Below are 16,859 nucleotides of genomic sequence, written 5' to 3' on the forward strand. Positions count from 1 at the left end.
TAAGCGTGAAACCCGCCTTGAGATGAGATCTCTCACAGAGTAATCTGGTAAGACTCCTTATAGACGATAAGGTAGATAGGCTGGAAGTGGAAGCGTGGTGACATGTGAAGCGGACCAGTACTAATAAGTCGAGGGCTTAACTTAAAAAGCGCTTACTAAGATGGTTCTTGTTTCTGTATAGTTTTGAGAGTACATATAAAAATGTATTTTCTGATTGTATATCTGGTGATGATGGCTATGTGGTCCCACCTGTTCCCATTCCGAACACAGTAGTTAAGCACATAAACGCCGAAAGTACTTGGCTGGAGACGGCCTGGGAGGATAGGAAGTTGCCAGTTACATTCCTCGATAGTTCAGCCGGTAGAACGACGGACTGTTAATCCGTATGTCGTAGGTTCGAGTCCTACTCGAGGAGCCATTTTACCCCTGGGGTGATTGGGGTATAGCCAAGTTGGTTAAGGCACGGGACTTTGACTCCCGCACTCGTTGGTTCGAGTCCAACTACCCCAGCCAAAACGGTTCACTAGCTCAGTTGGCAGAGCACCTGACTTTTAATCAGGGTGTCCCGGGTTCAAATCCCGGGTGAGCCACCATGAGTTCTGTTTTGGAAAGTTAATATTATGACTCACTAGCTCAACTGGTAGAGCATCTGACTCTTAATCAGCAGGTTCGGGGTTCGAGTCCCCGGTGGGTCACCATTTATATGGGCGCTTAGCTCAGCTGGGAGAGCGTCTGCCTTACAAGCAGAATGTCAGCGGTTCGATCCCGTTAGCGCCCACCATTATTATGGCCCGGTAGTTTAGTTGGTTAGAATGCCGCCCTGTCACGGCGGAGGTCAGGGGTTCAAGTCCCCTTCGGGTCGCCATTATGCCTCGGTAGCTCAGTTGGTAGAGCAGGGGACTGAAAATCCCCGTGTCAGTGGTTCGATTCCGCTCTGAGGCACCATTTTTATGCTGGTGTAGCTCAATAGGTAGAGCAGCTGACTTGTAATCAGCAGGTTGGGGGTTCAATTCCTCTCGCCAGCTCCATTGATCCTTCGCGGGTGTAGCTCAATGGTAGAGCCCCAGCCTTCCAAGCTGGTCACGTGGGTTCGATTCCCATCACCCGCTCCATAATAAAGTATTTTTGCCGGGGTGGCGGAACTGGCAGACGCACGGGACTTAAAATCCCGCGGTAGGAGACTACCGTACCGGTTCGATTCCGGTCCTCGGCACCACTAATAAAATGCTTGATTGTGCTAATTTAATATGCTATAATATTTGATGTTATGCGGCCGTGGCGAAACGGCAGACGCGCTAGCTTCAGGCGCTAGTGGGGGTTGACCCCGTGGTGGTTCAAATCCACTCGGCCGCACCATATATATTAAGCAATAACATGCGGTTGTGGCGGAATAGGCAGACGCGCTACTTTGAGGGGGTAGTGATCACAAGTCGTGTGGGTTCAAGTCCCACCAACCGCACCATTAAAAAATAACCGAGTTTATACTCGGTTTTTTTGTGACTTTAAAAGGAATTTAGAGGTTTATGACGAAATATAACCGTACTAAGGGTGATTATGTTAGTTAACGTTTTACATTAATTTGGAGGGATTTTATGGCAGATTTTATGAAAGATTCCAGTGTTAAGACTAAATTGATGCTGGTAGCTGGAGTGACCATCTTTATAGCAATGCTGGTTATGGGTATTGTTCTTAACGGGATAATTACCAGTAATCAGAAAGAATCATTCCAGGAAGAAACAAAACTTCAGGCTGTTCAGGTGGATAACACCATGCACATTTTCCTGGAGGGACTTCGTGATGGTTTAGTTAACATGAGTAATGACCCTGTTTTGCGTGCGGGCGGTAATATTACCGTCTATAGTGATGGTGAGGTTGATTCCAAGGGCATGATTGCTATGGATCCTGCAGCCAAGGGCGGATATGAGCTTGCTGCATACGATGTTTTCCATCGCTTTGCTGAAGCTAATAAGGGTTCAGTGTCTGTTGTAAGTCTTGGTACCACCGATGGCGGTTATCTACAGTATCCTGCTGTTAAGCGTAAGAAGGGCTATGATTCCCGTACCCGTGACTGGTATAAGGAGAGCATGGCAGCAATGGACAAGGTTCGTATTACTGCTCCATTTATGACATCCAAGGGTACTCCTACTATCGGTATTTTTATGGTACTTAAGGACAATGTAAATAATCCTATTGGTGTTCTTGGTATTAACATTGACCTTCCAGTTATTACTGATATGATCAGTGAGATTAAAATCGGTGAAAGTGGTTACATGGTAGTGGTTGATTCCGAGGGTACCATATTTGCTGATCCTGCAAATCCAGATTTGAACTTTAAGAAGTTATCTGAGGTTGAAGGTGAGTTCAGTTCCCTGGCATCTGTAAATGATGGCATGGTAGAGATTGAAATGGATGGTGTAAAAAAGGTTGTTTCTGTTTATACATCCCAGCAGACTGGTTACAAGTATTTGACTGTTGTTGATGAATCTCAGCTTCTAGCACCGGTTCGTCATATGCGTATTACCTTGGTTATTGTTCTTGTTGTAGCTCTTGCTCTTGTTCTTGGTATGATCTACATGATGTGTACTGCTCTCTTTAGACCTCTTAGAGTATTGGCTAATGCGTCTGAAGAGATTGCTGATGGTAATATTCGTCAGTTCCGTATGGATTATGATGCCAACGATGAAATTGGTCGTCTTTGTACTGCCTTTGTCCAGATGACTGAGCATTTAAAGAGCCTTTTAGAGCAGATTCAGTCCAGCTCTCAGCAGGTTTCTGCGGCATCTAATGACCTGTCTGATGGTTCCGATCAGTGTGCAGAGACAATTACCCATGTTGCTGGTAAGGTTTCTGATATTGCCGGTGCTGCTCAGCAGCAGAATGATACCATGATTACTGTTGTTGATCAGATTCGTAACATGACTGATAATGTATCTTCCATTGCATCCAGTGCTGAGCGCATGAGCAGTGCATCTGCAAATGCAGGGGAGGCTGCTAATAAGGGTGAAGCCTCTATTAAGCGTGCAGTTAGTCAGATGAATCAGATTTCTACCACTGTGGAGCAGTCTGCTGGTGCAGTTGCTAACCTTGGTGTTCGTTCCCAGGAAATTGGCGAGATTATTAATACCATTTCCGGTATTGCAGATCAGACCAACCTGCTGGCTCTCAATGCGGCTATCGAGGCGGCAAGAGCTGGTGAGCATGGTCGTGGCTTCGCCGTTGTTGCTGATGAGGTACGTAAGCTGGCAGAGCAGTCCTCCGAAGCTGCTGCTGAGGTTGCTTCCATCATCCAGGCCATCCAGAGTGAAACTCAGAAGGCTGTAAACAGCATGAAGGAAGGTACTGCTGCAGTTAGAACTGGTAGTGAAGTAGTGGCTGAGGCTGGTACTCAGTTCCAGCAGATTGTAGACAACGTAAATGAGGTAGATGCTCTTATCAAGGAGGCTGCCAAGGCTGCAAATGCAACTGCTGATTCCAGTATGGCTGTACTGAATTCCGCTGAGGATGTTGAACAGGTTACCAAGACCGTAACCGCCAGCATAGATGCTATATCTTCTGCTACTGAGGAACAGTCAGCTACCATGGAAGAGATTGCTGCTTCTACCCGCAATCTGTCTGATTTGGCTGATGAGCTTCAGAGAGAGCTTAAGAAATTCAGATTCTAATTTTTCATTAATAAAAACCAGTGTCTTTCGGGGCACTGGTTTTGTTTTGCCATAAAAAGGGTGACGTATAGAATTTTTCCATAAATATATGATACAATACCATTACTTTTAATTTATATATTAGTATAGAGGTTAGGCTATGTTATTATTTTTCTCTATTTTATTTGTTGTGCTGACAGCAATTATAATGATTACTCAAAAAGCATTGGGAGTTATTATATCACCTGAAAAACTGGGTAAGGCACAGCGAAGACTGCTTTATGTTGATCTTATTTTAATAGTTGGCATGATTCTTGGGTTTACCAAGCTGCATGGTACAACAGCAGGTGGCATTATTTTACAGGTGTCCACCCTGATTTTTATGGCTCAAATTGTCTATGATTGGTTGGCTTTGGCCTATGTATTGGTAAAATATTTAAAGAAAAAGCTGTTTGATGTGCCGGAGAATCCGCAGCGCCGTAAATTTTTGAAGGGAGCTGCAGTCTTGCCAGCTGCGGCAGTGGCTGTTTCTGCTTATGGCGGACTTATCGAAAGACATCAGACTGTGGTAAGACACTTTAATGTGCCAGTGGAAAATATACCTGATGATATAAATGGGTTCTCTGTAGCGCAGCTCAGTGATATTCATCTCGGACCTTTTATGGGGCTGGAGGAGTTGGATAATCTGCTGCAGCAAGTTAGCGGTTTGGAATGTGATATGCTGGCCATTACCGGTGACTTATTTGATGATAATAAAATCAATTATAAGGCTGCCAAGCTGGTGGACAGCTATGTTGACAAATTTAAATACGGGATTTATTACTGCTGGGGAAATCATGAGCACATGCGTGGTATTCCCGCCATTGATATCGCAATAGAGGGAACCAGAATAAAGAAGCTGGAAAATTCCTTTGATATGGTTACAGGGGAAGCATTGCCAGTTTATGTTGCAGGAGTGGATTATCCGATTAAACGGGATCAGTTTGATTTTTTGAAGGAAAAATATACGGAGCTTGCTCTAAAGGAGATTCCGGCAAACTCAGTAAAGATATTGCTGGCCCATCATCCTGACTTTATAGACTCAGCGGCTAAGTATAAAACCAATTTGGTACTTACAGGACATACCCATGGAGGACAGCTGGGCTTCTTTGGTATTCCTCTTGTACCGCCAATATTCAAATATTTGCGTGGTGTATATCATGTGGGAAATACTATGGGGTATGTGCATTCAGGAAATGGCAGCTGGTTCCCATTCCGTTTTGGCTGTCCACCGGAGATTGCTGTATTCACGCTTACAGAAAAGTAAGAGAGAAAAGCAGGATTTTCATGACTAGGCGTCGTATTGAGAATATGATAGGTTCGTACTGGAAATATCATAGGAGGGATGCATCATGAACATGAAAAAACTGGGTACTGTTTTGTTTGGCTGCATCATGGCAGGCGCGGTACTCGTTGGCTGCGGAGGACAGCAGGGTAATCAGGTAGGAACACATGATACTCAGATTAAGATTGGTACGTTGACTCATCTGAATGCCAGTGAAGAAAGAATCAACGAAGTAATGAAGAAGATTGATGAAGAGACAGACGTTAACCTTGCCCATGATTATGCTTATTATGATAAGCTAACCTCCATGTTGATGGGGCTCGAATCCGGCAGTGTAAAGGAAGTGAGCCTCTACAATAGTGTGGCACAGTACCTGATGGGACGAAATGACAAGCTGGATATAGTAGAGCATCGTGGTATGAATTTGGAGGATTCCTTTTGTTGCGCTGTCCGCACGGAAGATAAACAGCTGAAGGCTGATCTGGATAAGGCAATTGGCGAGATGAAGGCGGATGGTACCCTTGATAAATTTGTGAAAACCTATATTACTGATTTAAAAAAAGGGGAGGAACCACCTGCAGTTACGATGCCGACTACTAATGGTAAAAAGCTGAAGATTGCAGTAACAGGCGATTTGCCTCCTTTGGATTTGGTTTTGGCAGATGGTACACCGGCAGGCTTCAACACAGCAGTGCTGTCGGAAATTGGTAAGCGCCTAAACATGGACGTGGAACTGGTGCAGATAGACAGTGCGGCACGTGCATCGGCTCTGGCCTCCAAGAAAGTGGATGTGGTATTCTGGGTAGCAGTACCAAAGGGAGACTCAAAGGTTCCGGCTGATATTGATAAACCACAGAATATGGAGATGACTACTCCATATTATCAGGACAAAATAGTTCACGTTGGTCTGAAAAAATAATTTAATATAGCTATATTTGTAACAAATAAAAAACAGGGCACCGATATTAATCGGTGCCCTGATATTTTTTATACATGGCGGAGTGGGAGGGGTTCGAACCCTCGCGGCCTTGCGACCCTAACGATTTAGCAAACCGTCCTCTTCAGCCTCTTGAGTACCACTCCATATATGGCGGAGAGGGTGGGATTCGAACCCACGGTGCCTTGCGACATCACTGGTTTTCAAGACCAGCTCCTTAAACCACTCGGACACCTCTCCATAGCAATAAACATTATAACAAAATCAAATAATTCATGTCAAGGAAAGAACTCCATGAAATGAATATGGTTCGGTTAATCTGAAATTGGACTGGGAGTACGATGTTTTGAAAAAATTATTGATAAATTAAGATTTATATAGTAGTATTTGAAATCGATGTACGATTTTTGATAGATAACTAGAAAGATGGACAGATGTGAAAATTTCTACAGTTTTTATTATTGCTTTAATAGTGATGGGGATTGGTAGTGCCTGTGGATTCTTGGTGGCTTCGGCCAATATTCCAAGCAACCTGCCGGATATTCAGCCAGCTCTTACATCACACATTTACGATATAAAAGGAAATGAAATAGCGGTTGTACATGCTGAGGAGGACAGGGAACCAGTCAAAAGTGAGGAAATACCGGAAAATTTAAAGAAAGCCTTTTTGGCAACGGAGGATGTGCGGTTTTACGAACATATAGGCATTGATTATCGTGGAGTTATGCGTGCTATGTGGGAGAATATTACACACCGTGCAGTTGCCGAGGGTGGCTCCACTATTACTCAGCAGCTGGCACGAAATGCTTACTTAAATCAGGAGCGTACCTTTAGCCGCAAAATTCAGGAGATGTTTTTGGCACTTAAAATTGAACATAGGCATACCAAGGAAGAAATCTTGGAAATGTACCTTAATCAGATTTACTTTGGGCGCGGTGTTTATGGTATCCAAGCAGCATCAAAATATTATTTTAACAAGAACGTGAAAGACTTGGACCTAAATGAATGTGCTATGCTGGCAGGGATACCGAAAAGCCCTAATCATTATTCTCCTTTAAATAATTTGGAGGAAGCTCAGAAAAGGAAGGCTGTGGTTCTACACCAAATGGCCAAATATGGTTTCATAAGTTCCTCAACTGCCCAAAAGACGGCTAAGCAGGAAGTACATTTAGTTCAGTCAGCTCCCAAAGAAGTAGGGGATGCTTATTATTTTATTAATTATGTAAAGCAGACAATCATAGATAAATATGGCGATGACGGATTATATAAGGGTGGGCTGAAGATTTATACCACCCTTGACATGGATATGCAGCGGGCCGCTGAGGAGGCCATGAAAAATCTTCCAGAGATGAATGAGGCTAATGGACTGAAACAACCTCAGGGGGCATTGGTGGCTATTGAGCCTCATAGTGGCTATATCAAGGCTATGGTAGGTGGTCGGGGGACAGATATGTTTAATCGTGCAGCATTGGCGGAAAGACAGCCTGGTTCTGCCTTCAAACCATTTGTTTATGCTGCTGCCCTGGAGTCTGGCTATAGGCCTGATTCAGTTGTTGCTGATACACCATTTACTAAGTATGGCTGGAACCCACAAAATTATGACCGCAGTTTTTATGGAAGTGTTCCACTAAGCTCTGTTTGTGCTCAGTCATTAAATGTGGCAACGGTGCGTGTGGCAGATGATATAGGTATTGATAAGGTTATAAAGTATGCCAAGGATATGGGGATATCCACCTTGGTACTGGAGGGAGAACGTAATGATGTTAATCTTTCCACCGCGCTGGGCGGAATAACAAGGGGCGTAACTCCATTGGAGCTTACCAGTGCCTATTGCACCTTTGCCAACAAGGGAATTTACGCTAAGGGCACTCCTATAGTAAAAGTGCTGGACCGTGATGGCAATGTTCTGGAGGAATATCCTAATCCAAATAATTCCAGACGAGTGCTAAAGGAGGAGACTGCTGCAAATCTTGACAGCATGCTACAGGGAGTTGTCAGCCACGGTACAGGAACCAGAGCCAATATCGGCGGTCATGTGGCAGGAAAAACCGGTACCACCAGTGATTATCACGACGCCTGGTTTGTGGGCTATGTTCCTGATCTGGTGGTGGGGGTATGGATTGGTACAGATGACAACCAGCCTATGGGTTCAATGACTGGTGGTACACTACCTGCGGATATATGGAGAATTTTTATGAAGTCGACGGGACACTAATGTGATAATCTAAATATGGTAACAAAGAGGAGTGAAGGTATTGGCTAAGTTTTGTAAAAAATGTGGCAAAAAAATTGATGATGATGCGGTATTTTGTGATAATTGCGGCACAAAAGTGGCTAGTGGTGGCTCGTTGCCAGCACCATCAGCACTTTTTTATAATAGTAATGGACAATCTCTGGGACCGGACTATGCAACCGAAGATGAGGCGTTAAGCTGGTGGAATTGTAGAGGTAGGTTAAATAGGCAAAGATTTATATTTAGATATCTTATACTTATGGCAATTACTGTTGTGGTTGGAATTATACTTTTTGGGGTGACTAGTTTGTTAGGAACTAATGTAGTGATGAGCGGCCACAACGAGGATACCGTTATTGGAGTAATAGTTATTCTGCTATTATGTGTATTGTTTTTTTTCTTACCACTTACTGTATTAAGTATTTTCATATCCATAAAGAGAGGACATGACTTGAATATTCCTGGTTGGGTTGTTGTAATTATTAGTTTGTTAGGTGCCTCTTTTTTCCTTTCAATATATTTGGCCGTTGCCGAGGGGAATGATGGAACAAACCAGTATGGTGAAAACCCACTTAAATATGCTGGCTCCATATAAAGTGTATTATTTGACTAAGATTTAAGAAGTTTAGGAAAAATATAGACTGAGTAATAGCTGATCGTAGTGATTATGGTAGCTTATACAATAATACGTTATTCGGAACTGTCGCATATATTGCGGCAGTTCTTTTTTATTTCATTTGATTACTCAATAAAATACCATTGTGTTAGGATACCAGTTGCGGTAAAATAATATGACTGAGTATTTGAAGCATTTTATAAGCGAGGTGAAAACACCGTAGTTGGCAGATTAGGCTACGGTGAATAGTTGCAGAATATAGCAGAAGAAATTATTGAATTTGCCGATAGAAGCGAAGCCATGGCTTTGCTGGGAGAAAGAGACGAATATGTTCGTGTACTGATGGAGAATTTTGACGCGCGGTTCATTAGCCGTGGAGAGGTGCTGGAAATCAGCGGTGAGTCCTCACAGGTGGAGCCGGCTGCCAAAATTATGCGGGAGCTGCAGTACCTGTACAGACAGGGCAATGCCATCACCATGCACGAAGTAAGATATAGTATAGGCTTGGTAAAGGGTGGCAAGGGCGAGGCCCTTCACAGCTTATTTGGGGATACCATTTTGGTAACCTCCCGTGGCCGTCATGTACGCCCTAAGACTTTGGGTCAGCGTGTTTATGTGGATGCTATTAAAAGAAATTCCATCACCTTTGGTGTGGGGCCTGCGGGAACGGGAAAAACATATCTGGCGGTGGTTTTGGCCTGTGCAGCCCTTCGCAATCGTGAGGTGGAAAAGCTGATTCTTACCCGCCCGGCGGTGGAGGCTGGAGAAAAGCTGGGCTTTTTGCCAGGAGATTTGCAGGAAAAGGTTGATCCATATCTTCGTCCTCTTTACGATGCCTTGCAGGATATATTGGGGCAGGACACATATCAGAAGCTGATGACCAAAGGGGTTATTGAGATTGCTCCCTTGGCCTATATGCGTGGCCGTACTCTGGAAAATGCCTATGTTATTCTCGATGAGGCACAGAACACCACTGCCAAGCAGATGAAAATGTTTTTGACACGTCTTGGCTTTGGCTCCAAGATGGTGGTAACCGGTGACCCAGGGCAGATTGACTTGCCAAGGGGAGTTACCTCAGGCTTGATAGAAGCAACAAAGGTCCTTGAAAAGGTTAAGGGCATTGAAATAGTACGTATGGAAGCCATGGATGTAATCAGACATGACGTTGTATCAAGAATAGTGGAGGCCTATGACCGTTATGAGGCTTCCCGCAAAGAAGATTAATAGGAGAATTTGCCAATGGATGTTATTATCAGCCGTGAGCCTGAAGATTTAAAGCTGGAGCCGGAAATTGAGGAAATTGTGCGCAATGCTGCCGAGGTTACTGGGCCTCTTTATGGAGTGGAAAATGGGGAGGTAAGCATTACCCTCACCAATAATGAATATATCCATGAGCTTAACAATAAATATCGTGGGCTGGACCGTCCTACTGATGTACTGTCCTTTGCCTTTGCAGATAGTCAGGAGGATGAGCCTGAGATAGAGGGCGGTCTGGAGACTGAGATTTTGGGAGATATTATTATTTCCGTGGAAAAGGCTCAGGAGCAGGCCAAGGAATATGGTCACAGCCTTAAAAGGGAGCTGTCCTTCCTTACAGTTCATGGCATGCTTCATCTTATGGGGTATGACCATATGGATGAGGAAGAACGCCTTGAAATGGAGGAGGAGCAGCGTTATGTAATGGGTAAGCTGGGTATAAGCCGGGATGACGGTGATGACAAGGATATGCAGCTTCCACTGGCTCAGGCCCCTGATGTTGTAAAGGGCAAGGGCGTAGAAATTGATATAAATTCTATTCCTAAAAACGAGCCAAAGAAATTGCCAAAGGATTATAAGTCCGGCTTTGTGGCAGTAATCGGCCGTCCTAATGTGGGCAAGTCCACTTTGATAAACAGCCTTATCGGCCAGAAAATCGCCATTATGTCCGATAAGCCTCAGACTACCCGCAACAGAATTATGTGTGTGCTGACCAAGCCAGATGCCCAGCTGGTATTTTTGGATACTCCTGGTATTCATAAGCCTATTGATAAGCTGGGAGAATACATGGTAAAGGCTGCTGAAGGTACTTTGCAGGAGGTTGACGCCATTATTTTCGTGGTGGATGCCAACGAGAAGTTTGGTCCTGGTGAGCATTATATTCTTGAGCGCCTCAAAGCCACTAAAAAGCCTGTTGTGTTGGCTATTAATAAGGTGGACTTGCTGGAGGACAAGGAAGCGTTGCTGCCGATTATCACCAATTATAACGGTAAGTACGATTTTGCGGCTACCGTTCCTATTTCAGCTCTGGAGGAAAACAATCTGGAGGGTTTATTGGATGAGGTAAAGAAGTACCTTCCAAAGGGACCTCAGTATTATCCGGAGGATATGGTTACTGACCAGCCGGAGCGTTTGATTATTGCGGAAATGGTCCGTGAAAAGGTGCTGCATCTTACCCGTGATGAGGTGCCTCATTCCATTGCTGTTGATGTGGATGAAATGAAGATTCGTGACAACGGGGATAATTATGTCCGGGTGACCATTTATGTGGAGCGTGATTCCCAAAAGGGTATCATTATTGGCAAGAAGGGTGCCATGCTGAAGGAAATCGGTGCCCAGGCCCGTCAGGATGTTCAAATGCTCCTGGGAGGTAAGGTGTTCCTTGACCTTTGGGTTAAGGTAAAGAAGGATTGGCGTAACCGCGACAATATCCTTAAAGGATTCGGTTTTGAATAATGGGACAGTATCAGACTGATGCCCTGGTGCTGGGGGTAAAGAACTGGGGCGAAGCAGATAAAATAATTACCCTGCTTTCCCGTGAGCATGGGAAAATAACGGCAACGGCCTTTGGCTGTCGTCGCCCTAAAAGCCCTTTGGCGGGAGCCTTGCAGATGTTCAATGAGGTGGATATCCAGCTTACCAAGGGCAATCGTCTGGATACCGTTCGCCAGGCTTCCTTAAAGCATGCCAACCGCACAATGAGTACGGATTTTTCAGCCATGGCCTATGGGGCTTTTGTGGCGGAGCTGGCCACAAACTTGGCGGTGGAGGGCTTTCCTCAGAGTGATATGTACGATAAGCTGTTGGAGGTCTTTAACGCCTTTGGCAGCCGCAATCCAAGAATTGCGGCTCTGGCGGCGGCTTTTCAGATTCTGGAATTTTCCGGTATGCAGCTTTCCTATGAAAGATGTGTCAGAAGCGGTCTGGATATTGAGGGCGACGCCTTTTTTTCCATTCAGGAGGGGGGAGCATTGCTTCCGAAAATGGTGCAGCCAGATGATAAGGGGATTATGGAATACCCTGAAGCTATGCGGGTATTTATTGGCCAGCTTTTGAAGCTAAATTGGCTGGAAAAGCCAGCCTTTAAGGTTAGCGGCAGTATTATGGTCCAGGCTGAATCCCTGTTATTGGGGTATTTATACAGCATGTTTGGTAAGCCTATGAAATCCTTGAAATTTATTCAACAGCTGTGATACCTGCTCCGCCATTCGGGCACCCCAGAGGGGAAGGCTATTTTGCAAAAAAAGAGGGATGAACCCAAATATCACATTTGGGACATCCCTTTTTCGTTTAATTATTTACCGAAGTATCTCTTTAACAGACCTTCAAAGCCCTTGCAATGACGTGCCTCGTCCTTGCACATTTCATGAACGGTGTCATGGATAGCGTCAAGATTCAGCTTCTTGGCATGAACTGCCAGTTTCTTCTTGCCCTCGCAGGCACCAAACTCAGCATCAACACGCATCTTTAGATTTTTCTCTGTGCTGTCGGTTAACACCTCACCCAGCAGCTCTGCAAATTTTGCTGCATGCTCAGCTTCTTCCCAAGCATAACGCTTGAAGGCCTCTGCTACTTCAGGATAGCCTTCACGGTCAGCTACACGGGACATTGCCAGATACATACCAACCTCGGTGCATTCGCCGTTGAAGTTCTGCTTCAGCCCTTCAACAATTTCGGAGTCAACACCCTGAGCTACACCCAGCTTGTGCTCATCAGCTAACTGCTGACCGCCTTCTTCCATTTTGTTGAACTTTTCAGAACCAACATGGCAGATAGGGCACTCATCTGGTGGAGCATCTCCCTCGTGAACGTAACCACAAACGCTGCATACATATTTAGCCATACTGTACCTCCTTAATAATAGTACACACACTCAGCTTCTTACATATAATTATATCGAAAATGGTGCAAAAATAAAGAATAATTTGACATTTTTCACGAATCGTATTTGCTATTTTTAGGACTTACTTTTTTGAGCGTTATCTACTCTGCTATTTTGGGCCTTCATCCATTGGGAGTAAGGCTGTGCATATTTATTTCTGTGATTGGCCTGTACATAAGCATAGAAGTTACGAACCTGTTGGGCACGTTTGCGAATTTCCTCGCCCTTCCAATTATTCTTTTTTCCTGGAGCGAACAAATTCGTGCCACCCAAAGCATGCTGCCGTGCCACAATATCATCCAAAGCTACATCCGGATTGCATAGAATGTCATAGAATACCATGAAGGTTGTAGTACGTCCATGTCCTGCATGGCAATGAAAATGCAGCCAGGAATTGGAAGGAAGATTTTTGTAGAAGTTCATAAATTCATCTATATCCTCATCGCTAGGTGCACATTGGTCTGCAATAGGAATGCGTTTATAATGTATTCCCAGCCGTGCAGTGATTGCTTCCTCAGTTTCAATCTGCTCCACCTTTACAGTGGAAGCAGTAAACAGCTTTGTATCTGTTTTGCCCAAAGGAACAAAGGTTATTTCCTGGCCCATTATGGATTGTAATGCTTTTTCCTCAGCCTGTGGTACTGCTGCGGAAGCCAGGTTACGGTTGCCTAAATTTTTTTTGAAGTAATGGCTTACGGCAAATTCACCGTTGACAAAGCCGTGGGATTCTTTCCGTAAATCCACCATATAGATGACCGCATTTTTGCCAGCATGCTCGTAAATTTTATCCCTGATCATGGAGAGTCCAAAACCAGAAAATTCTGCACTGGCAGAACATCTTAGGGTGTCCATTCCCTTACGGGATGGCACAGAATTTAAATCCTGCGGAAATTCATCTGTCATAAATCTTAAGCTGCGGGGGAGTACGGCTCCTGGCTTGGAATCAAGTCGCCAAATAGGTGCCTCCTGTTTTTCAGCGGCCTGGGCTGTTGCCATTAGCATAATAAGCAGAGAACAGACCACAGCAAATATACTGCAAGCGGATTTCTCTATTCGATTTTTTTTCATTAACATAAATTATGCAACCTCCTATCGTCTTGAATCTTCATTCGGTTTTGTACTTAGGTAAATTCCACATGTGCAGAAAAAATCCTGCTGCTACTTCAGTATGCGGGCGTTATAATTTGTAGTTGCATGGCAAATATGATAAAATTGCATGTTAGTATTATTTTGTAATATGCGTACAGAGCATGGAATTTCTAGGAGAAAACAATGTTTGAAATAATTACAAAATCCCCTGAGGAAACGGCGGCCATAGGGGAGAAAATCGGCAGGCTATTTTCTGCCGGGACAGTAATTTGTCTATATGGTGATTTGGGAGCCGGCAAGACACTGTTTGTGCAGAATTTGGCCAAGGGCTTGGAGATAGATGAGGATGTTACCTCTCCTACATTTAATATAATGAATGTTTACGAAGGAAGGCTACCCCTTTATCATTTTGATTTGTATCGTCTGGAGCAGGAATATGAGCTGGAGGATATTGGCTTTTACGACTATGTGGATGATCCTGACGGTATTGTGGTTATTGAATGGGCGGACAAGTTTGCCGACTGCCTGCCTGATGATTTTGTGTTGCTTACTATTGAAAGAACCGAAGCAGACGAAAATGAGCGTCGCCTGATTTTTGATATCAGAGGGGATGTTTATACAGATATTTTCCGGGAGGTGGAAGGGCTGTGCCAATTTTAGCAATGGATACTGCTACCATGGTTTCCAGCGTGGCAGTTGCAGATAATAAAAAATTACTGGCTGAATTAATTGTAGAAAATAAGCTGACCCATTCCGAGACATTGCTTCCACATGTGGAGCAGGTTCTCAATATGGCAGGGGTAAAAAAAGATGCCCTGGAGGCTGTGGCTGTAAGCGTTGGCCCAGGCTCCTTTACTGGCCTTCGTATCGGACTGGCTGCTGCAAAGGCTATAGCCTATGGTCTTAATATTCCTCTCATTGGTATTCCCACCATGGAGGGGCTGGCCTGGCATTACCCTGTTCCCGGAATAAGGGTGGCTGGCTTTATTGATGCCCAAAAGGGTAATGTATACACCGCCCATTACATGTGGAACGGCAGTGATTTTGATGAGGTAAAGTCTATTGAGGTAGTATCTCTGGATAATGCAATTAAAATATGCAGTGATATTGATGGCCCAGTGGTGGCTGTGGGAGATATGGTTTCCAAGAAGATGACCAAGCTGGATAATCTGCCGGAAAATCTCATCATTCCACCTAAGCACACCATGATGCCGCGGGCAGCCAATATCGCCATGTCTGGTTTGAAGAAGCTGGCGGCAGGTCAGGTGGGCTCAGTGATGGATATGGAGCCTATTTATATAAGAAAGTCTGAGGCAGAGGTGCTTTGGGAAAAGCGTCAGGAAAAGCTGCAGCAGGAGGCAAAATGATTAGCTTTCGTAAAATGGTGCCTGAGGATGCTGATGCGGTGGCTGAGGTTGAAAAGCAGTGCTTTGCTACGCCATGGTCCCGCGAATCCTTCTGGCGTGATGCCTCCAGCAGTGATACCTATTATCTTCTTGCTGTTGATGAGGAAGCTGATAACAAAGTAATCGGCTATGTGGGGTGCTGGATTTTGGCCTATGAAGGCAGTATTACCAATGTGGCCATAGCTCCAGACTATCGCCGTCAGGGAATTGGGCGGCAGATGCTCCTTAAGTTAATTGAGGAGGTTAAGGCCCGTGGGGTTACAGCTATGACTTTGGAGGCAAGGGTTTCCAATACTCCTGCTATTAAATTATATGAAGGCCTGGGCTTTAAAAGTGTAGGCCAGAGACCGAAATATTATACCAGTCCTGTGGAGGATGCCGAAATAATGTGGAATACCCATATTTAAGGCTGGTTATTGATATGGAGAAAAATATGGATAAGGTTAATAAGGATAAAGAAAAGATTGTTACTCTGGCCATTGAGTCCAGTTGTGATGAGACCTCGGCGGCTGTGCTGGTTGGTGGCAGAACTGTGCTTTCCAACATTATAGCTACCCAGATTCCAATACATAGAAAATTCGGAGGGGTGGTACCGGAAATTGCCTCCCGTAAGCATATTGTCAATGTGATGCCAGTTATTGATGAGGCTTTGGAAAAGGCCGGCGTTACTCTGCAGGATATCGATCAGGTGGCTGTAACCTACGGCCCGGGGCTTGTGGGAGCCTTGTTGGTAGGTGTATCTGCTGCCAAGGCGTTGGCCTTTACTTTGGGAGTGCCCCTTATCGGAGTAAATCATTTGGAGGGACACATTTTTGCCAATTTCCTCAGTGCTCCCGATTTAAAACCGCCATTTATGGCATTGGTAGTTTCCGGTGGACATACCTCTCTGGTTCATGTAAAGGATTATAATTCCTTCAGCCTTATGGGTCAGACCAGGGATGACGCGGCTGGGGAGGCCTTTGACAAGGTGGCAAGGGTTATGGGACTGCCATATCCTGGTGGCCCGCAGATAGATAAGCTGGCCCAGGAGGGTGACCCTATGGCCATTGACTTTCCTAGGGCATTACAGGAAAAGGGCAACTACGAATTCAGTTTCAGCGGTTTGAAGTCTGCGGTGCTTAACTATCTTAACAGCATGAAGCTGAAGGGTATTGAAGTAAATAAGGCTGATGTGGCAGCTTCTTTCCAGCATACTGTTATTGAGGTGTTGTTGGCCAAGGCTTTGGACGCTGTAAAGGAAACTGGCTGTGACACTCTGGTATTGGCCGGGGGTGTGGCCGCAAACAGCTCTTTGGAAAAGAGACTCCGTGAGGTAACAGCCAAGAATAATATTAAATTCTATTTCCCGGATAAAATCCTTTGCACTGATAATGCTGCCATGATAGGCTGCCGGGGATACTATCAGTCCTTGGCGGGTAATTACTCAGACTTATATTTGAATGCGGTGCCGGGGCTGGCGTTACAGGATTTGTAAA

At 44.7% G+C, this 16,859-nt stretch carries 14 protein-coding genes, 14 tRNA genes, 2 rRNA genes and 1 pseudogene; 27 read left to right on the forward strand and 4 right to left on the reverse strand.

Translation table 11 applies throughout. The features are described 5' to 3' along the window. From T355_RS0107410 to T355_RS0107490, 17 genes are all read left to right on the forward strand, one after another. Positions 1 to 144 (forward strand): 23S ribosomal RNA (locus tag T355_RS0107410); the annotation flags it as partial. A 77-nt stretch (positions 145 to 221) separates the two neighbouring features. Continuing rightward, positions 222 to 338, forward strand: a 5S ribosomal RNA gene (gene rrf / locus T355_RS0107415). 4 nt (positions 339 to 342) lie between these two features. Further along, positions 343 to 418: transfer RNA gene (locus T355_RS0107420), tRNA-Asn, on the forward strand. An 18-nt stretch (positions 419 to 436) separates the two neighbouring features. Beyond that, positions 437 to 513: transfer RNA gene (locus T355_RS0107425), tRNA-Gln, on the forward strand. Between the two features lie 4 nt (positions 514 to 517). Further along, positions 518 to 593: transfer RNA gene (locus tag T355_RS0107430), tRNA-Lys, on the forward strand. Between the two features lie 29 nt (positions 594 to 622). Further along, a tRNA-Lys gene (locus tag T355_RS0107435) sits at positions 623 to 698 on the forward strand. A gap of 7 nt (positions 699 to 705) precedes the next feature. Continuing rightward, a tRNA-Val gene (locus tag T355_RS0107440) sits at positions 706 to 781 on the forward strand. A 7-nt stretch (positions 782 to 788) separates the two neighbouring features. Continuing rightward, a tRNA-Asp gene (locus T355_RS0107445) sits at positions 789 to 865 on the forward strand. Between the two features lie 4 nt (positions 866 to 869). Further along, positions 870 to 945: transfer RNA gene (locus T355_RS0107450), tRNA-Phe, on the forward strand. Positions 946 to 952: 7 nt separating this feature from the next. Then, positions 953 to 1,028, forward strand: a tRNA-Thr gene (locus tag T355_RS0107455). A 10-nt stretch (positions 1,029 to 1,038) separates the two neighbouring features. Beyond that, positions 1,039 to 1,112 (forward strand) — tRNA-Gly (locus T355_RS0107460). A 15-nt stretch (positions 1,113 to 1,127) separates the two neighbouring features. Then, positions 1,128 to 1,216: transfer RNA gene (locus T355_RS0107465), tRNA-Leu, on the forward strand. Positions 1,217 to 1,269: 53 nt separating this feature from the next. Then, positions 1,270 to 1,356, forward strand: a tRNA-Leu gene (locus T355_RS0107470). Between the two features lie 20 nt (positions 1,357 to 1,376). Next, positions 1,377 to 1,462: transfer RNA gene (locus T355_RS0107475), tRNA-Leu, on the forward strand. 130 nt (positions 1,463 to 1,592) lie between these two features. Further along, positions 1,593 to 3,662: a methyl-accepting chemotaxis protein gene (locus tag T355_RS0107480; protein ID WP_027397205.1), complete on the forward strand. Its 2,070-nt coding sequence runs from the start codon at positions 1,593 to 1,595 to the stop codon at positions 3,660 to 3,662. 139 nt (positions 3,663 to 3,801) lie between these two features. Continuing rightward, positions 3,802 to 4,947 (forward strand): metallophosphoesterase, encoded by a 1,146-nt coding sequence (locus T355_RS0107485; RefSeq protein WP_027397206.1) that lies wholly within the window; start codon positions 3,802 to 3,804, stop codon positions 4,945 to 4,947. 85 nt (positions 4,948 to 5,032) lie between these two features. Then, on the forward strand, positions 5,033 to 5,884 hold the full coding sequence (locus T355_RS0107490; RefSeq protein ID WP_027397207.1) for a transporter substrate-binding domain-containing protein: 852 nt from the start codon (positions 5,033 to 5,035) through the stop codon (positions 5,882 to 5,884). A 75-nt stretch (positions 5,885 to 5,959) separates the two neighbouring features. Here T355_RS0107490 and T355_RS0107495 read toward each other — a convergent pair. Next, positions 5,960 to 6,048 (reverse strand) — tRNA-Ser (locus T355_RS0107495). Positions 6,049 to 6,053: 5 nt separating this feature from the next. Beyond that, a tRNA-Ser gene (locus tag T355_RS0107500) sits at positions 6,054 to 6,142 on the reverse strand. Positions 6,143 to 6,377: 235 nt separating this feature from the next. On the opposite strand from T355_RS0107500, the gene T355_RS13935 reads away from it, so the two are divergent. From T355_RS13935 to recO, 6 genes and pseudogenes are all read left to right on the forward strand, one after another. Further along, a complete protein-coding gene (locus T355_RS13935) occupies positions 6,378 to 8,117 on the forward strand; it encodes a transglycosylase domain-containing protein (RefSeq protein WP_081777646.1) in 1,740 nt (579 codons plus the stop codon). A 40-nt stretch (positions 8,118 to 8,157) separates the two neighbouring features. Then, positions 8,158 to 8,730 (forward strand): DUF805 domain-containing protein, encoded by a 573-nt coding sequence (locus T355_RS0107510; protein ID WP_027397208.1) that lies wholly within the window; start codon positions 8,158 to 8,160, stop codon positions 8,728 to 8,730. 321 nt (positions 8,731 to 9,051) lie between these two features. Further along, on the forward strand, positions 9,052 to 9,975 hold the full coding sequence (locus T355_RS0107515; protein ID WP_051555474.1) for a PhoH family protein: 924 nt from the start codon (positions 9,052 to 9,054) through the stop codon (positions 9,973 to 9,975). A 15-nt stretch (positions 9,976 to 9,990) separates the two neighbouring features. Next, a pseudogene (ybeY, locus tag T355_RS15420) lies at positions 9,991 to 10,455 on the forward strand (rRNA maturation RNase YbeY); the annotation flags it as partial. Positions 10,456 to 10,569: 114 nt separating this feature from the next. Then, positions 10,570 to 11,463, forward strand: a complete 894-nt coding sequence (gene era / locus T355_RS15145; protein ID WP_027397210.1) for a GTPase Era — start codon at positions 10,570 to 10,572, stop codon at positions 11,461 to 11,463. Continuing rightward, on the forward strand, positions 11,463 to 12,200 hold the full coding sequence (recO, locus tag T355_RS0107525) for a DNA repair protein RecO (RefSeq protein WP_027397211.1): 738 nt from the start codon (positions 11,463 to 11,465) through the stop codon (positions 12,198 to 12,200). Before era ends, recO begins: the two co-directional genes overlap by 1 nt. Before the next feature lie 101 nt (positions 12,201 to 12,301). Here the strand turns inward: recO and T355_RS0107530 are convergent, their stop codons facing one another. Together T355_RS0107530 and T355_RS0107535 are read right to left on the reverse strand one after the other, a co-directional pair. Continuing rightward, positions 12,302 to 12,850: an NADH peroxidase gene (locus tag T355_RS0107530; RefSeq protein ID WP_027397212.1), complete on the reverse strand. Its 549-nt coding sequence runs from the start codon at positions 12,848 to 12,850 to the stop codon at positions 12,302 to 12,304. A 114-nt stretch (positions 12,851 to 12,964) separates the two neighbouring features. Next, a complete protein-coding gene (locus T355_RS0107535; RefSeq protein ID WP_027397213.1) occupies positions 12,965 to 13,963 on the reverse strand; it encodes a hypothetical protein in 999 nt (332 codons plus the stop codon). Between the two features lie 198 nt (positions 13,964 to 14,161). Here T355_RS0107535 and tsaE point away from each other — a divergent pair, with 198 nt between their 5' ends. The 4 genes from tsaE to tsaD are packed head-to-tail and all read left to right on the forward strand — an operon-like array spanning position 14,162 to position 16,858. Further along, positions 14,162 to 14,638: a tRNA (adenosine(37)-N6)-threonylcarbamoyltransferase complex ATPase subunit type 1 TsaE gene (gene tsaE / locus T355_RS0107540; RefSeq protein WP_027397214.1), complete on the forward strand. Its 477-nt coding sequence runs from the start codon at positions 14,162 to 14,164 to the stop codon at positions 14,636 to 14,638. Next, entirely contained in the window at positions 14,626 to 15,345 is a 720-nt protein-coding gene (gene tsaB, locus T355_RS0107545) for a tRNA (adenosine(37)-N6)-threonylcarbamoyltransferase complex dimerization subunit type 1 TsaB (protein WP_027397215.1), read from the forward strand. The genes tsaE and tsaB overlap by 13 nt, the downstream gene beginning before the upstream one ends. After that, on the forward strand, positions 15,342 to 15,791 hold the full coding sequence (rimI, locus tag T355_RS0107550; RefSeq protein ID WP_027397216.1) for a ribosomal protein S18-alanine N-acetyltransferase: 450 nt from the start codon (positions 15,342 to 15,344) through the stop codon (positions 15,789 to 15,791). Before tsaB ends, rimI begins: the two co-directional genes overlap by 4 nt. A gap of 26 nt (positions 15,792 to 15,817) precedes the next feature. Next, on the forward strand, positions 15,818 to 16,858 hold the full coding sequence (tsaD, locus tag T355_RS0107555) for a tRNA (adenosine(37)-N6)-threonylcarbamoyltransferase complex transferase subunit TsaD (protein ID WP_027397217.1): 1,041 nt from the start codon (positions 15,818 to 15,820) through the stop codon (positions 16,856 to 16,858). The last annotated feature ends 1 nt before the right edge of the window (position 16,859 follow it).

Origin of the sequence: Anaerovibrio lipolyticus LB2005, from assembly GCF_000621545.1 — a bacterium.
Classification (GTDB): Bacteria; Bacillota; Negativicutes; order Selenomonadales; family Selenomonadaceae; genus Anaerovibrio; species Anaerovibrio lipolyticus_A.

Coding starts and splice junctions, on each gene's coding strand:
- tsaE (WP_027397214.1), top strand. CDS start 14,162: ATGTTTGAAATAATTACAAAATCCCCTGAGGAAACGGCGGCCATAGGG.
- T355_RS0107515 (WP_051555474.1), top strand. CDS start 9,052: ATGGCTTTGCTGGGAGAAAGAGACGAATATGTTCGTGTACTGATGGAG.
- T355_RS0107530 (WP_027397212.1), bottom strand. CDS start 12,850: ATGGCTAAATATGTATGCAGCGTTTGTGGTTACGTTCACGAGGGAGAT.
- T355_RS0107490 (WP_027397207.1), top strand. CDS start 5,033: ATGAACATGAAAAAACTGGGTACTGTTTTGTTTGGCTGCATCATGGCA.
- T355_RS13935 (WP_081777646.1), top strand. CDS start 6,378: ATGGGGATTGGTAGTGCCTGTGGATTCTTGGTGGCTTCGGCCAATATT.
- recO (WP_027397211.1), top strand. CDS start 11,463: ATGGGACAGTATCAGACTGATGCCCTGGTGCTGGGGGTAAAGAACTGG.
- tsaD (WP_027397217.1), top strand. CDS start 15,818: ATGGATAAGGTTAATAAGGATAAAGAAAAGATTGTTACTCTGGCCATT.
- T355_RS0107485 (WP_027397206.1), top strand. CDS start 3,802: ATGTTATTATTTTTCTCTATTTTATTTGTTGTGCTGACAGCAATTATA.
- rimI (WP_027397216.1), top strand. CDS start 15,342: ATGATTAGCTTTCGTAAAATGGTGCCTGAGGATGCTGATGCGGTGGCT.
- T355_RS0107480 (WP_027397205.1), top strand. CDS start 1,593: ATGGCAGATTTTATGAAAGATTCCAGTGTTAAGACTAAATTGATGCTG.
- T355_RS0107535 (WP_027397213.1), bottom strand. CDS start 13,963: ATGTTAATGAAAAAAAATCGAATAGAGAAATCCGCTTGCAGTATATTT.